Consider the following 14,549-nt stretch of genomic DNA (forward strand, 5'->3'; position numbering starts at 1 on the left):
CTCGACTTCCTGCTCGGCGCGCTTGTGGGCCATACGGCCCTGATCCTGGGCTTCATCCGCCTGCTGCACGCGCTCGTTGTGCTGTTTAAGTGCTTTCTCGGCGGTCTGGCACTCTGTCGATACACGGCGCTTGGCGCCATCCGCTTCTTCGATGGCAGCCAGCAGGGTGGCTTCGTCCTGGGCGTAATCCGGCAAGGCGATGGCGGAGAGATCCAGCGCCAGCCCGAACAGATCATCGCTGGCGCCTTCGGCCAGTTGCGGGGCGAGATCGCGGCGCTCCAGCAGCTCCGGGGCGATCACTTTGCCTAGCTGCTGCTCCCAACCGGGGCGGTGGTAGCGCAGGAAGTGGCGCAGGCTGCCCTGCTCCGGGTCGCGCTGCTGATAGAGCGCGTAACAGCGCTGCTCGGCGCGCTCAAGCTGCTGGCGAAGCTGCACCAATTGCTGCTCGGCGTCGTCGCGGGCGCGGCGGCAGCTCTCAAACTCCCTGCGTAAGCCATCCAGAGTGGCGGCGGATGCGTTGCGCTCTTGCTGGGCTAGATCCAGGCGCGCCTGGGCAAGCTCAGCATCAGCAGCTTCTTCGGCAGTTTGGGTTGAAAGTGAGAGCTGCGCTTTGAGTTCGGCTAGCTGCTCAACGCCCAGTTCCAGCTGGGCCTGATACTCGCCTTCAAGGCGTTGGCGCTCCTGCTGGTAGCGCTCGTTAAGCTGCTGTTCGGCCTCCCATTGCTGTTCACGGCGCAGGGCTTTCTCTTCGACCAGGGCGTCGATCAGTTCCTGGGCTTCGCCCGTCTGGCGGGCCAGTGCTTCAGAAAGCTCGCGCAGGCGGCCGTCTAAGCGCGCCTGGCTCTCTTTGACGGCATCCTGCATCACGTTCAGGTGCTTTTGCAGCTGGTCGCGCTGTTCGCGCCACTGGGGCAGCGCATTGATATCCCGCTCCAGGGCGGGCATATCCGCCTCCGCGTAGCGCTCGTACTGGCTTTGCAGGTCGTTCAAGCGACGCTGGGTCTGCTGCAGATCGCTGACCACTTCGCTGTGGCGGTCGTTTAGCGCGTCCCGCGCCTCACCGTAGTCGCTCTCCCGCTGCTGGAACTCGCGCTGGTGGCGGGCCAGTTCGGCATCCAGATCGGCCATTTGGCGCTCGGCGCGCTGGCGGTCGTCTTCGAGCTGGGGCTTGAGCTGCCAGAGTGTGGCGTCAAGATCGGCCAGTTCGCGGTCGATGCCGGCGAGGCGAGCGAGCGATGCCTGCAGCGGTTCCAGACGCATGGATTGACGCATCTGGGCAATCCACTCCCGCGCTTTGGTGTTGCGAATCCGCGTCACCGGCAGCTCTACGCCATCCTCTTCGAAAATCGCCGCCAGCATGGTTTTGAGGGTGTCCATCTTGCCCTCTTTGGCATGCACCGCCGAGACCAGCTTTTCGATATGGCGGATACGCCGCTCGGGTTTGACCAGGCTAAACTGCGCGGCGATCTGGCGCAGCTTAAGGCCGTCGCGGCTGTTGCCGTGCAGCTGGGTAAAGTCGTTTTGAATCACCGAGCGGAATTCAGAGGTAGCCCCCAGCTTGGGAGAAACAGGCGTGCCGCTGCGGCGCAGGCCGCTGGCCCACTGGGTGTAGTCCAGTGCGGCCACGCCCGCCTCGCTTTCGACCAAATAATCTTCCGGCTGGTAAGGCCCGCCAACAAAGCGGTATTCCACCCCGCCTTCCGCTTTACGGGTCAGCACCGCTTGGCAGATATTGCCTGCTTCACGGCGGTATTCGTACACCAGGTAGCTGTTGCGGTTGGGCAGGTAAAACGCATCAAACTTCATACGCGTTTTAGGCACGACCTTGTTGGGTAGCTCGCCGTAAAACACCGGCACCAGACGCTGAAGCGTAGTTTTACCGGAGGCGTTGGTGCCGCAAATATTGGTGTGACCGTCCACACTCAATTCGACCACCCCTTCCAGGTGGCCGTGAATCATCACGATGCGTAGCAGGTGGGCCATGCCGTGTCCTTTCAATGACGATTTCAAGGGCGATCCGGATCGTTTGCTGATCGCTGAAAGCAGCCATTTTGCCAGACACTTTGATGGCTTGTCTTACTGATTACTTCTTAGCGAGCAACCCCTCAAAAAAACTCACCGCATTGGCCTCCAGCCCTTCCAGGTAGTAACCGCCTTCCTGTACCACCAGTGTCGGAACGTTCAGGCCTGCGACTTTGCGGCCCAGTTCACCAAACCCCGCTGTTGAAACGGCCACCTTGGCTTGGGGGTCGCGCTCGTAGATATCAAACCCAAGCGCCAGCACGATGGCGTCAGGCTCAAATAGACGAATGGCCTGGCAGGCTTGTTCCAAATGGTCAAAGAACACCGACTCTTCTGATCCGTGAGGCATGGGCAGGTTGATGTTATAGCCCAGCCCTGCGCCCTGCCCGCGCTCGTTTTCAAAACCGCTCACCGCCGGATAGAAGTTGGTGGTATCGCCGTGGATCGAGATATACAGCACATCGTCGCGCTGGTAGAAAATCTCCTGAATGCCCTGGCCATGGTGCATATCAGGGTCGAGTACGACGATGCGCGGATATCGCGAGGTAAGGTGCTGCGCGGCAATGGCGGCATTGTTGAGGAAACAGAAACCACCGGCGGAGTCGATGCCCGCGTGGTGGCCCGGCGGGCGTGATAGCGCATAGGCAAACCGATCGCCCGCCAGCAAAGCCTCAGCGCCGGCGACCGCACTTTGCGCCGAACAATAAGCAGACTGCCAGGTATCCTGGCCCACCGGCGCGCTGCCGTCGGCCAAGTAGCGGGCGGCTTCCGCCAATATGCCGCGCAGGGCATTGGGCGAACGCACGAAGATATTGGAGATAACCTCTTCCCCCCAATCTTCTCCAAGGGTATGCCAGCGCCGATGGGCGCTTTCCAGAAAGCGCAGATAGGCCAGCGAATGCACCGCCCTTAACGGCGCTACCCCATAATCCTCGGGTGCTTGAACATCAAACCCCAGCCGCTTGGCTGCGGCCAGAATATGCGTGGCACGCTCGGGCACTTCCTGGGGAGTGCGCATTTTGCCCCGGGAGAAATAGGTTTGCGGCTGATGAAGCAGTTGATCAGCGTGGAAGAACGTCTTCATCGGCACTATCGTCATCAGAACTATCTCCGGTTTCGCCTACACCCTTGACCACAAAATCACGAGCAACGCCTATGTGGTAGTCAATCGCCTCACGGCAGGCGTCAGAGCTGCCGCTTTCCAGCGCGTCGAGCAACTTAAAGTGGCTGGTGGCGATGGTATCGGGGGCTTCATGGGTTTTGGTAATTAAGGTAATGCAGAGGCGCAGTTCATGGGTCAGGTCGTCAAAGGCACGCAACAGCCGCTCGTTACCTGCGTAGTGCAACATTAGCCGGTGAAACTGCAGATCCTCCTCGATGCGGCGGGTGCCATCGTTACCGGCTGCCGCTTCACATAGCACCTCTACCTGCTGCTTGAGTGCGCGCTGAGCATCGGGCGTATAGCGTTCGGCCAGACGATGGATGGCATGGCGCTCAAGGCACAACCGCAAATCAAACACATCTTCGAGTTCAACGGCATTCAACGCACGAACAAAGAAGCCACGGCGGGGTTTTGAGATCAATAAGCCACGGCTTTCGAGCAAACGAGCAGCCTCGCGAACAGGGGCGCGGCTAACGCCCAAGTCACGGGAAAGCTGCACTTCAGAGAGCCGTTCACCGGGCAAAAAGTGTTGTTGAATAATCGCTTGGGTTAAATAGTCAGCCACTTGCTCGACCAGGTTTTGCTGCTGGATAAAGGCCCTGGGAGCCACCGTTGGTAAGGCCATAACTTTCACTCATGGATATGACGTGTTCTTCCCAGTATGACGAAAAATACCTTCTTGTCGACGAACGATTGCCGACTGTCGACAGTTTTACCACATGCTGCTATTTTTTTAAGAGCTGGCTTTTAAGTGCTAGCTTCTAAAGGCCCCCAACAATCATCACAACTGGGCCTGACACGCCACGCCTCGCTCGCCTAACGACTACGTAAATCTATTACGTGCAAGGCTTTATCCTAATAAACGAGGAGCAGGAAACATGAAGACACCTTTAGCTTTGGCTATTTCCGCTGCAGCACTTGCTTTTGCCACCGCCGCTCTGGCCGATGACCCCAAGTCGGGAGGAACGGTTAATACCATTATCCAGCCCGAGCCCCCCGGCCTGGTGCTGGGCATGGTTCAAAACGCGCCTACCCGTACCGTGGCAGGTAATATTTACGAAGGCCTACTGCGCTACACCACCGATCTTGAACCCATGCCCCAGCTAGCGGAATCCTGGGACGTCAGTGAGGATGGCCGCACCTACACCTTCCACCTGCGTGAGGGCGTGACTTGGCACGACGGCGAACCTTTCACCGCCGACGACGTGGTGTTCTCTGCGGATGTGTTTCATCGCGAGCTGAATCCTAGCGCCAGGGCAGTCCTGCAGCATGTAGAAAGCATTGAAGCCACCGACGACCACACCGTGGTGTTTACCCTCACTCAGCCTTTCGGCCCGTTCCTGCTCTCTTTTGAAGCGGGCACCTTCACCATGGTGCCCGAGCACTTATACGCAGGCACTGATTTCCGTGATAACGAGCACAATGACCACCCGATTGGCACCGGCCCGTTTAAGTTTGCCAACTGGGAGCGCGGTACCGTTATCGAGCTGGTTAAAAACGACGATTACTACGAAGAGGGCCTGCCCTACCTCGACGGCGTTAACTGGCACATCATTCCTGACGGCGCTTCCCGCGCAGTCTCGTTCGAAAATGAAACCATTGATGTGCTACCCAGCGGCACCGTCGAGAACTTCGACATTCCGCGCTTGGCGGCGATGGATAACGTCTGCATGACCGAAGAGGGCCACGAGTACTTCAGCCCCTTCGCCATGCTGTGGATGAATAACCGCGAAGGCCCCACTGCGGATAAACGCTTCCGCCAGGCGGTGATGTACGCCATGGATCGCGAGTTTGCCAAAGATGTGCTGTGGAATGGCCTGGGGAACGTGCCGCTCTCCGCCTTTGGCTCTAATGCGCGCTTCCAGAACGATGACCTGGAACCCTACGACCACAACCCGGATCGTGCCCGCGAGCTGCTTGAAGAGATGGGTTATGACGGTGAAGAGATCACCATTCTACCGCTGCCCTATGGCGAAACCTGGACGCGCTGGGCCGAAGCCGTGCAGCAGAACCTGCGTGAAGTAGGCATTAACGTCAGCACTCAAGCCACCGATGTGGGCGGCTGGAACCAGCGCCTGGGTGACTGGGACTACGATCTCGCCTTTACCTACCTGTTCCAGTACGGCGACCCGGCCCTGGGTATTTCGCGCACCTACCTTTCTGACAACATTGCTAAGGGCTCGCCCTGGAATAACGTCGAAGGCTACGAAAACGAGCGCGTTGACGAGCTGTTTAATGAAGCAGCGACCGCCTTTCCCGACGCAGAGCGCGAAAAGCTTTACCGCGAAGTGCAAGAAATCCTGCACGAAGATGTGCCCGTTGGCTGGCTAATGGAGCTTGGCTTCCCGACCCTTTACCGTTGTGATGTTCAGAACCTGGTCACTTCCGGCGTGGGTGTGAACGACGGCTTTAAGGATGCTTGGCTAGACCGCTAAACCCAAGTATACCCAGGTAGCGAGAGCTGCCTGGGTGTTTTAGCCATGTCATGAAGGTATCCGTCAGGAAGGTGTCTATGGTCTACGCTCGCCTAATACTTATGCGGCTGTTTAAAGCCGTGATTGTGCTGTTTTTAATCGTTATTTTTAATTTCCTGCTGATTCAATTGGCCCCCGGCGATCCGGCCGCCATTCTGGCGGGACAAGCGGGCGCAGCTGACCAGGAATTTCTTAATCAGCTGCGCGAGCGCTTCGGCCTTGATCAGCCGATGTACGTGCAGCTGTGGCGCTATGTATCGGGCATTGCGATGCTCGATTTCGGCTACTCCTATCGCTTGGGCGTACCAGTATTTGATCTGATTATGGCGCGTCTACCCGCCACCCTGCTGCTCACCGGCACCGCCTTTGTGCTTTCGCTGGTACTGGGCATTGTGGCGGGTTCTATGGCCGCGGCGCGGGTCAAGAAACCCTCTGGCTCGCTGATTATGGCGCTAGCGCTGGTGTTCTACGCTACGCCGCTGTTCTGGGTAGCGCTGATGTCGGTAGTGGTGTTTTCAGTATATCTCGGCTGGCTGCCCGCCTACGGCCTTTACACCGTGGGCGCGGGTCACACGGGGTTTGCCCTGGCGCTCGATATTGCCAAGCATCTGGTGCTACCGGCGACCACTCTGGCGCTGTTCTTTATGGCGATTTACACCCGCATGACGCGCACTTCCATGCTTGACGCTGCCCAACAGGATTACGTTAAAACCGCCCGCGCCAAAGGGTTAAAACCGAGTATTATTCAGCGCCGCCATGTGCTGCGTAACGCGTTATTGCCGATTATCACCCTGGCAGGTCTACAGGCAGGGCAGATGGTCGGCGGGGCGATCCTGACCGAAACCGTGTTTGCCTGGCCCGGCATCGGGCGGTTGATGTTCGAAGCCCTTGAGCAGCGCGACTATAACCTGCTGCTGGGAATTTTCTTCTTCTCGGCGGCGCTGGTTATCGTCTTCAACATCATCACCGACTTGGTCTACAGCCTGGCTGATCCACGCATCAAGAAGGGGGCCGCATGAGCTTTTTCGCACGCTTCGCGCAAAACCGTGGCGCTCTGGTGGGGCTGATTATTCTGCTGGTGATTATCGCCATGGCGATACTGGCGCCGCTGCTGTTTCCTGAATCGCCTTGGAGGATGGTGCAGCGGCCCTTTTTGCCCCCACTCTCCCAGGATGGCTTTCCCCTAGGCACCGACACCATGGGGCGCAACGTGGCATCCGGCTTAATGCACGGCGCCTGGGTGTCGCTTCTGATAGGGCTTGTCTCAACCAGTGTGGCCCTGCTGATTGGCGTACCGCTGGGGGCTATTGCCGGTTACTACGGCGGGTGGATTGACGACCTCCTGATGCGCTTTACCGAGTTTTTTCAGACCATTCCCAACTTCGCGCTGGCGATTGTGCTGGTGGCCATCATGCAGCCCAGCATCAGCTCGATTGTTTTAGCGATTGCGATAGTGAGCTGGCCACCGGTAGCTCGCTTGGTACGCGCCGAGTTTATGTCGCTGCGTAACCGTGAATATGTCGAAGCCGCGCGCTTGGTGGGCCAGTCCAACACCACGATTATTCTGCGCCAGATTCTGCCCAATACCCTGTCGCCGATTATCGTGCTGGCCTCGCTGATGGTGGCAACCGCGATTTTGCTGGAATCGGCGCTGTCGTTTCTGGGCTTGGGCGACCCCAACGTGATGTCCTGGGGTTATATGATTGGTGCGGCGCGCACGGTAATTCGCCAGGCTTGGTGGCTAAGCTTCTTCCCCGGAGTGGCGATTTTGCTGACGGTACTGGCGCTGAATCTCGTCGGTGAAGGGCTAGATGATGCGCTTAACCCCAAACTTTCACGCGAGCGCTAGGCGTTTGTTATGGCTGGAGAGCTTGTTATGAATGAAGCATCAACAGAAACCGTGCTTAGCATTCGCGACCTGAATATTGCGCTGCCCAAAGGGGCGGATCGTGCTCTAGCGGTGGAAGACGTTAGCTACGACGTGAAACGCGGCGAGATCATGTGCGTGGTGGGTGAATCGGGTTCGGGCAAGTCGATGGCTGCCAACGCAGTGATGGGGCTACTGCCCAAAGGCGTGCGCGCCACCCAGGGCGAGATACTGTTTGAGGGCCAAAACCTGCTTGCCATGACCGAGAAGCAGCACCGCGCCCTGCGCGGGCTCAAAATCGGCATGATCTTTCAGGAGCCGATGACCGCTCTCAACCCTTTAATGCGGGTGGGCGCGCAAATTGCCGAAGTGTTTGAGGCCCATGGTCAGTTCAATGCCAAAGAGCGCCAGACCCGCGCCCTGGAACTGCTGATCGAAGTAGGTATTCCTCAACCGGAAAAAGCCATTCGCGCCTATCCTTTCGAGCTTTCCGGCGGCCAGCGCCAGCGGGTCATGATCGCCATGGCCTTAGCGCTGGAGCCTATCCTGCTAATAGCCGATGAGCCCACCACGGCGCTGGATGTGACTACCCAGGCGCAGATTCTTGAGTTGATTCGCGATCTACAGCAACGCCGCGGCATGTCGGTGATGTTTATCACCCACGACTTTGGCGTCGTGGCGGAGATCGCCAGCCGAGTCTGCGTAATGCGCCACGGCAAGATTGTCGAACTGGGTGACGCCAAATCGGTGCTGCAAAACCCTCAAGATGCTTATACCCAAGCGCTGATTGCCGCCATCCCCAGCAATGCGGTGCCGCCTCACCGCGAGACCAGCCAGGTGGCGCCGCTGCTGGAGATCAAGCAGCTCAATAAGGTCTTTCGCTCACGAGGCGGTTGGCTTAAACCTGCCCGGGAGGTGCGCGCTCTGGAAGATGTCTCGCTTACCCTCGCCCGCGGCGAAACGGTGGGGATTGTAGGCGAGTCCGGTTCTGGCAAATCCACTCTCGGGCGCTGCGTGGTGCGTTTGGAGCACCCAGACAGCGGCGAGCTGCTGCTGGATGGGGTGAACCTTTCGCAGCTCAAAGGCGATGCGCTGCGCCGTGAACGCCACCGGGTACAGATGATCTTTCAAGACCCTTACGCCTCGCTCAACCCACGCACCAAAGTGGGCATGGCGATTGCCCAGGGGCCGATAGCTAACGGGACGCCCAAGGCCGCCGCACTTAAGCAGGCGGGCGAGCTGTTAGACATGGTGGGTTTGGGCGCCAGCGCCGTAGAGCGCTTCCCCCACGAATTTTCCGGCGGCCAGCGCCAGCGTATTGGCATAGCCCGGGCGCTGGCGCTTAACCCTGAGCTGATAGTGGCGGACGAAGCCGTGTCAGCGCTGGATGTATCGATACAAGCCCAGGTACTGGAGCTGCTGGAGGAGCTAAAACAGCGGCTCTCCCTATCGCTGCTATTTATCACTCACGACCTACGCGTCGCTGCGCAGATTTGCGACCGCATAGTGGTGATGCAGTATGGTCGCATTGTTGAGCAAGGCAGCGCCGAGCAGATTTTCCTCGCTCCAAAAGAGGCGTATACCCAGGACCTGCTGAAAGCGATTCCTGGCCGCGAGGCCCCCGTAGCGGCGACTGCATAAGTTTGCAGAGCAGGTTTTTCAAAAGCTGGTTTATAAAATGGAAAAGACGAGTTAAGGAATATACATGCAAATAACCCTTGAGGCGCTGCGCGCCATTGTGGGCCCATCCCATGTATTAACCGGCGATGATGTTCAAAGCCGCCGCGTGGACTGGATGACCGGCGCGCCCTGCCAGGCAGGCGCCATTGTACGCCCGGCGGATACCGAGCAGGTGGCTGCGGTCATGAAAGCCTGTCACAACGCTCAACAACCCGTGGTAACCCACGGCGGACTAACTGGCTTAGTGCATGGCGCGGAAGCTAGCCCGGATGAGCTGGTGATTTCCCTGGAACGCATGAGCGCGATCGAAGAGATTGACCAAGTGGGCGGCACCCTCACCGTGCAGGCGGGGGCGCCGTTACAGCGGGTTCAGGAAGCCGCCAAAGAGGTCGGCCTGCAGTTCCCGCTGGATCTGGGCGCTCGGGGCAGTTGCACGATTGGCGGCAATATCGCCACCAACGCCGGGGGCGTTCGGGTGATCCGCTACGGCATGATGCGTCAGCAGGTGCTCGGCCTTGAAGCAGTAATGGCCGATGGCCGGGTGGTCAGTTCCATGAATCGCATGCTGAAAAATAACGCCGGTTTCGATTTAAAACAGCTGTTTATCGGCAGCGAAGGCACGTTAGGGATTGTGACCCGCGCAGTGCTGCGCCTGCAGCCGCCTACGCCCAGCGAGCAAACGGCGCTGGTGGCCTGCTCTTCATTCGAAGCCCTCACCGGGCTGCTTAGCCATATGGGCAAAGCCCTCGGCGGCAGCCTGGGTGCTTTTGAGGTGATGTGGCAAAACCACTACCGCCTACTCACCGAAACCCTGGGCCGCCATACGCCACCGATTGCCACCGAGCATCCGTTTTATGTGATCATTGAGTCCCTGGGCAGCGACGCCGAGCGCAATGCCAGTCAATTCAGCGAGGCGCTGGAGAGTGCCCTTGAGAGTGAGTTGATTGTTGATGCGGTAGTGGCTCAATCCAGCACCCAGCGCGATGGACTATGGGCGATTCGAGAAGATATTGAAGGCTTGGTCAAAGGCCTCGCGCCGGTACTCACTTTCGATGTCAGCCTGCCGATTGCCGATATGCAGCGCTATACCGATGCCTTGGAAGCACAGTTAACCCAGCGCTGGGCCAATGCACGCCTGGTAGTGTTTGGCCACCTGGGCGACGGCAACCTGCATATTTCCGTCAGTGCGGGCAGCGCTGAACCCGAGGTGCGCCGCGAAGTGGAAGCCATGGTCTACGAACCACTGCGTGTTCTGGGCGGCTCGGTCTCTGCAGAGCATGGTATTGGTTTGGAAAAGCGCCCCTGGCTGGGCACCTGCCGCTCGAGCGCCGAGATCGAGCTAATGCAAACCCTTAAGCAGGCTCTCGATCCGCTTAATCTGCTCAACCCCGGCAAAGTACTTTAAGAAACGTTTTAAGTTAAACATTCACTGTATTGTTAGGAATCACCATGCCCCGCTACCCCAATCACTTACTCAGTGAAGGCCCTGTTAATCCGTTTCCCGGCATCAAGGTTCTAGAGCGCCGACTTGGCAAGCAAATTCCCCATCGGCTGGGCTCTAACGAAGGCCTGGATATGCCCCATCGCGCCCTACGCGAGCATTTTGGCGATGCGCTGGCTGAACATGTTTACTGTTACGGCGATGCCGAAGCGCTGGGGGTGCGCAAACGCTTGAGCGCACAGCAAGGTATTCCACTGGATACGCTGTTGGTAGATGCCGGTGCTGACAGTTTGATTGCGTTGGCTCTGCGCACCACCTGCGAGCCGGGGGAAGCTGTGGTGAGCACCGCAGGCACCTACCCCACCTTGGGCTATTTTGCCAAAGGCCAAGGCTGTCGTTTGGTTGAGCCCAGCTATTATGAAGCGCCCAGCGTGCTGGCGCCTGACCTGGAAGCTCTGGCCGCTGCTGCCCATCAGGAAAATGCCCGGCTGGTCTATCTGGCTAACCCGGATAACCCCAGCGGCCACTTACATAGCGATAGCGCCATCCTCAAGCTGCGCGACGCGCTGCCCGATACCTGCTGGCTGTTGTTAGACGAGGCATATGGAGACTTCCGCGATGATGCCAACAGCGAGTTCGCCGCCAAGGCCATACCGGGGGTGATCCGCCTGCGCACGTTCTCCAAAGCCCACGGCCTAGCGGGTCTGCGCATTGGCTACGCCATCGCCGACCCAGACGTACTGGCGATGATGATGAAAGTACGTATTCACTACGCGGTATCGTCGCTGACTCTGGCCGCCGCCGAAGTGGTGCTCGATCATCCAGATGAGGTGAATCAGCATGTCGCTGATGTAAAAGCCCGCCGGGAGCAGTTGGCAGCACACTTCCGCGCACTCGGCGCCGATGTGTTGCCCAGTGCCACCAACTTTATCGGCATTCGCCTACCCAGCGCCGACCTCGCTGCCGAGGTACACCAGCAGCTACTAGACAAAGGGGTGTTAGTCGCTCGCTTGGCGCATCCCGAACTTGCCAATGTAATTCGTATTACCGCGGTGCAAGCCGCGCTGGAACCAGGCAGATTGTCGGTGTTAGAGAATACGGTTAGAGCTTAAGCCGACGTTAACCAGTGGTGAAAATCAGCTAGTTCACCCCTCACCGCCTGGCGATATAAGCCTTGCAGTTGCGCCGTCACGCTGTTTTGGCTGATGGGCTCGTTGACAGGCGGCGCGCCAGCACGCCCACCGATGCGCCGCCCATCCAGCTCGCGCAGTGGCAGTATTTCAGCGGCGGTGCCGGTTAAGAACGCCTCATCGGCGGTATACAGCTCGTCGCGGGTAATCCGTCGCTCGCGCACTTCAATACCCAGCACTTTTTGCGCTAGTTGAATCACGCTATCCCGGGTAATGCCTTGCAAACACGAGGTCACCTCTGGGGTATGCAGCACACCATCGCGCAGTAAAAATACGTTGGCCGCCGAGGCCTCGGCCACGTAGCCCTCCGGGTCGAGCATGATGGTTTCATCAAACCCGGCTTTGATCGCGGTATTCAGCGCCAGTATAGAGTTGACGTAGTGGCCGTTGGTTTTGGCGCGGCATAGGCTGATATTGACGTGATGGCGCGCCCAGGAAGACGTTAGCGCACGCAAGCCGTGGGTCGCGGCCTGGGGCGAAATATAGGGGCCCAGATCCCAGGCGGCGACCATTACATGAGTAGTTAGCCCCTTGGCGCGTAGCCCTAAACCTTCCGCGCCAAAAAACACCGTGGGCTTCAGGTACGCGCTGTCCAGGTTGTTTTTAGCTAGGCACCCGCGCTGGGCATCGATCAATTCAGCTTCACTAAACGGCAGCGGCATATCCAGCGAGTGGGCGCTCTCCGCCAAACGGCGGGTGTGTTCAGCAACGCGAAATAGATGCGTGCCGCTGGGTCCAGCGTAGGCGCGCACGCCCTCGAAACAGCCCATGCCATAGTGCAATGTATGGGATAACACATGCACCTTGGCCTCGCGCCATTCCCGCCACTCACCATCCTGCCAAATCCAGCCATCGCGATCATAAAGCGGTGTCATTGTGTTGCTTGCTCCCACTGTTGGCGCCAGCTATCAATTAAGGTTTGCTGGTGCGGTTGCAGGGCCTGATAGCCCCACGCGGCAATTTCATCGTTTTGCGGGTCGGGCACGCTAATCGCACTGCCCGCCAGGGTTTGGATCACCATGTGGCCGCATAGCGGCACATAGCCTTCCGAATAGCCGCCTTCGTGAATAAACACTAGTTTGCCATCGCAGCAGCGCTCGGCGAGCGTTTTAAGCTGAGCGGTCATGGTGGCGAACGCTTGGCTATTAAGCAGCATTTTTCCCAAAGGGTCTTTAGCGCAGGCGTCATAACCACAGGCCACCACAATCAGCTCGGGGTTAAAGGATTCCAGCGCGGGCAGCACCAGTTTTTCCATGGCGTACGCGTAGGCCCCCAGACCACAGCCCGGCGGCAGCGGCAGGTTAAGGTTGGCGCCAAGGCCGGCACCTTCGCCCTGCTCGTCAAAGCCACCGGTTTCCAGCGGATAGTTGGCCGCCTGATGGAGTGAAATAGTCAGCACATCGGGCTCGTCATAAAATGCCGCCTGCTGACCGTTGCCGTGGTGCACATCCCAATCGAGTATCGCCACGCGGTTCACCTGCCCCAAGGCACGTGCGCGCATCACCGCCACGGGAATATTGCCAAGCAGGCAAAAGCCACGGCCTTGATCGGCTTCAGCATGGTGCCCCGGTGGGCGGCACAGGGCGTAAGCGTTGCTTATTTCACCGAGCGCCACGGCTTCAACAGCGGCGTTGGCTAACCCTGCGGATTGTGTGGCCGCCGCCCAACTGCCGGGCATAAAAGGTGCGCAGTCACCACCATTGCCGCCCCTCGCTTTATCTCCCGCCTGCAGTTGATCTAGATAGCGCGTGGTATGAAAGCGCAATAAGTCCTCCAGCGCGGCGGCAGGCGGTTTAACCACGTTCAGCTCATCAATCAGCCCACTGACTTCGAGAATATTCTTCAGCCGCCGCTTGCTTTCTGGGCTTTCCGAGGCGGCTTGAGGCTGTAAGAACTCACCGGGCGCTGAAAACACACCAATGGGACCCTGGTCGTGCCAGAAGCAGCGTTCGTGCCAATAGAAACCGGTTTTGCTCATGCCATAAAACCCTGCATAAAGGCGGTCAGGTTGGCGCTTAGATGCTCTGTGGGGTAACCACCTTCTTGAACAATCACCATGGGTAGCGAAAGCGCCGCCAGGCGTTTACCCACCTCGATAAATGCCTCGGTTTCCACCGTTAGCCCGGCTAGCGGGTCATCTTTATGGGCGTCTAAGCCGAGCGCCACCACCACAGCATCCGGCTCATACCGCTGCAGGTGATCAACTAGCACCGCCAGAGCGTCAAGATAGACCTCCCCATCGCTGCCTACCGGCAAGGGCAGATTTACGTTAGCGCCTACGCCCTCATCAAAGCCCTCTTCATCAGCGCCACCCCAAAAAAACGGGTAGAAATCACTGGGGTCGGCATGCAGCGAACCCGTCCAGACATCGCTGCGATGATAGAAAATATCCTGAGTGCCGTTGCCGTGGTGCAGATCCACATCAATGATCGCCACCTTATCAAAGCGTTCGCGCAGCACCGTGGCCGCCAGCGCCGAGTTATTCAGCAGGCAAAAGCCCCCGGCGCGCTCAGGCCCGGCATGGTGCCCCGGCGGGCGGCACAGCGCATAGGCCGTTGGCGCGCCATTAAGCACCTCTTCTGCCGCCGCTTCGGCGCTAGCGGCTGAGGCCAGCGCACCTTGAAAACTGGTGGCACTTAGCGGGCAGGCCATGTCGTGCAAATGCCAGCCCGCCTGCCCAATCGGATGTCGCGGGTAGTGGTGGGCGCCACCC

12 protein-coding genes are annotated in these 14,549 nt (G+C 58.8%); 6 read left to right on the forward strand and 6 right to left on the reverse strand.

Annotated elements, in window-relative coordinates; translation table 11 throughout:
- From KUC_RS19895 to KUC_RS02725, 3 genes are all read right to left on the reverse strand, one after another.
- Window positions 1-1,983 (reverse strand): ATP-binding protein (locus tag KUC_RS19895; protein ID WP_244264726.1); only part of this gene is annotated, 1,983 nt, incomplete at its 3' end.
- Window positions 1,984-2,083: 100 nt separating this feature from the next.
- Complete coding sequence (locus KUC_RS02720) at window positions 2,084-3,106, reverse strand: histone deacetylase family protein (RefSeq protein WP_007111560.1); 1,023 nt, start codon at window positions 3,104-3,106, stop codon at window positions 2,084-2,086.
- Window positions 3,084-3,809 carry a GntR family transcriptional regulator gene (locus KUC_RS02725; protein ID WP_007111561.1) on the reverse strand — a complete coding sequence of 242 codons (726 nt, stop codon included), beginning with the start codon at window positions 3,807-3,809 and terminating at the stop codon, window positions 3,084-3,086. The genes KUC_RS02720 and KUC_RS02725 overlap by 23 nt, the downstream gene beginning before the upstream one ends.
- A 253-nt stretch (window positions 3,810-4,062) precedes the next feature.
- Here KUC_RS02725 and KUC_RS02730 point away from each other — a divergent pair, with 253 nt between their 5' ends.
- From KUC_RS02730 to KUC_RS02755, 6 genes are all read left to right on the forward strand, one after another.
- A complete protein-coding gene (locus tag KUC_RS02730; RefSeq protein WP_007111562.1) occupies window positions 4,063-5,619 on the forward strand; it encodes an ABC transporter substrate-binding protein in 1,557 nt (518 codons plus the stop codon).
- A gap of 77 nt (window positions 5,620-5,696) precedes the next feature.
- Window positions 5,697-6,677 (forward strand): ABC transporter permease, encoded by a 981-nt coding sequence (locus KUC_RS02735; protein ID WP_040479343.1) that lies wholly within the window; start codon window positions 5,697-5,699, stop codon window positions 6,675-6,677.
- Window positions 6,674-7,507, forward strand: a complete 834-nt coding sequence (locus tag KUC_RS02740) for an ABC transporter permease (RefSeq protein WP_007111564.1) — start codon at window positions 6,674-6,676, stop codon at window positions 7,505-7,507. The genes KUC_RS02735 and KUC_RS02740 overlap by 4 nt, the downstream gene beginning before the upstream one ends.
- A 27-nt stretch (window positions 7,508-7,534) precedes the next feature.
- Window positions 7,535-9,166, forward strand: a complete 1,632-nt coding sequence (locus tag KUC_RS02745; RefSeq protein ID WP_040479346.1) for an ABC transporter ATP-binding protein — start codon at window positions 7,535-7,537, stop codon at window positions 9,164-9,166.
- Between the two features lie 64 nt (window positions 9,167-9,230).
- The gene (locus tag KUC_RS02750; RefSeq protein ID WP_007111566.1) at window positions 9,231-10,610 is read left to right on the forward strand and encodes an FAD-binding oxidoreductase; all 1,380 of its coding nucleotides are present in this window, start codon (window positions 9,231-9,233) and stop codon (window positions 10,608-10,610) included.
- A gap of 44 nt (window positions 10,611-10,654) precedes the next feature.
- A complete protein-coding gene (locus KUC_RS02755) occupies window positions 10,655-11,758 on the forward strand; it encodes a pyridoxal phosphate-dependent aminotransferase (RefSeq protein ID WP_007111567.1) in 1,104 nt (367 codons plus the stop codon).
- Here KUC_RS02755 and KUC_RS02760 read toward each other — a convergent pair.
- The 3 genes from KUC_RS02760 to KUC_RS02770 all read right to left on the reverse strand — a co-directional run.
- Window positions 11,755-12,711 carry a branched-chain amino acid transaminase gene (locus KUC_RS02760; protein ID WP_007111568.1) on the reverse strand — a complete coding sequence of 319 codons (957 nt, stop codon included), beginning with the start codon at window positions 12,709-12,711 and terminating at the stop codon, window positions 11,755-11,757. The two genes, KUC_RS02755 and KUC_RS02760, sit on opposite strands and share 4 nt — an antisense overlap.
- Window positions 12,708-13,814: a histone deacetylase-like amidohydrolase gene (locus KUC_RS02765; RefSeq protein WP_007111569.1), complete on the reverse strand. Its 1,107-nt coding sequence runs from the start codon at window positions 13,812-13,814 to the stop codon at window positions 12,708-12,710. Before KUC_RS02765 ends, KUC_RS02760 begins: the two co-directional genes overlap by 4 nt.
- Window positions 13,811-14,549, reverse strand: a 739-nt coding sequence (locus KUC_RS02770) for a histone deacetylase family protein (protein ID WP_244264727.1), incomplete at its 5' end; no start/stop codon positions are given. The genes KUC_RS02765 and KUC_RS02770, both read right to left, overlap by 4 nt.

The organism is Vreelandella boliviensis LC1 (genome assembly GCF_000236035.1).
GTDB lineage: Bacteria > Pseudomonadota > Gammaproteobacteria > Pseudomonadales > Halomonadaceae > Vreelandella > Vreelandella boliviensis.

What these genes read in the sequence shown, in the direction of transcription:
- KUC_RS02720 (WP_007111560.1), bottom strand. Translation starts at nt 3,106, where the DNA reads ATGAAGACGTTCTTCCACGCTGATCAACTGCTTCATCAGCCGCAAACC.
- KUC_RS02725 (WP_007111561.1), bottom strand. Translation starts at nt 3,809, where the DNA reads ATGGCCTTACCAACGGTGGCTCCCAGGGCCTTTATCCAGCAGCAAAAC.
- KUC_RS02730 (WP_007111562.1), top strand. Translation starts at nt 4,063, where the DNA reads ATGAAGACACCTTTAGCTTTGGCTATTTCCGCTGCAGCACTTGCTTTT.
- KUC_RS02735 (WP_040479343.1), top strand. Translation starts at nt 5,697, where the DNA reads ATGGTCTACGCTCGCCTAATACTTATGCGGCTGTTTAAAGCCGTGATT.
- KUC_RS02740 (WP_007111564.1), top strand. Translation starts at nt 6,674, where the DNA reads ATGAGCTTTTTCGCACGCTTCGCGCAAAACCGTGGCGCTCTGGTGGGG.
- KUC_RS02745 (WP_040479346.1), top strand. Translation starts at nt 7,535, where the DNA reads ATGAATGAAGCATCAACAGAAACCGTGCTTAGCATTCGCGACCTGAAT.
- KUC_RS02750 (WP_007111566.1), top strand. Translation starts at nt 9,231, where the DNA reads ATGCAAATAACCCTTGAGGCGCTGCGCGCCATTGTGGGCCCATCCCAT.
- KUC_RS02755 (WP_007111567.1), top strand. Translation starts at nt 10,655, where the DNA reads ATGCCCCGCTACCCCAATCACTTACTCAGTGAAGGCCCTGTTAATCCG.
- KUC_RS02760 (WP_007111568.1), bottom strand. Translation starts at nt 12,711, where the DNA reads ATGACACCGCTTTATGATCGCGATGGCTGGATTTGGCAGGATGGTGAG.
- KUC_RS02765 (WP_007111569.1), bottom strand. Translation starts at nt 13,814, where the DNA reads ATGAGCAAAACCGGTTTCTATTGGCACGAACGCTGCTTCTGGCACGAC.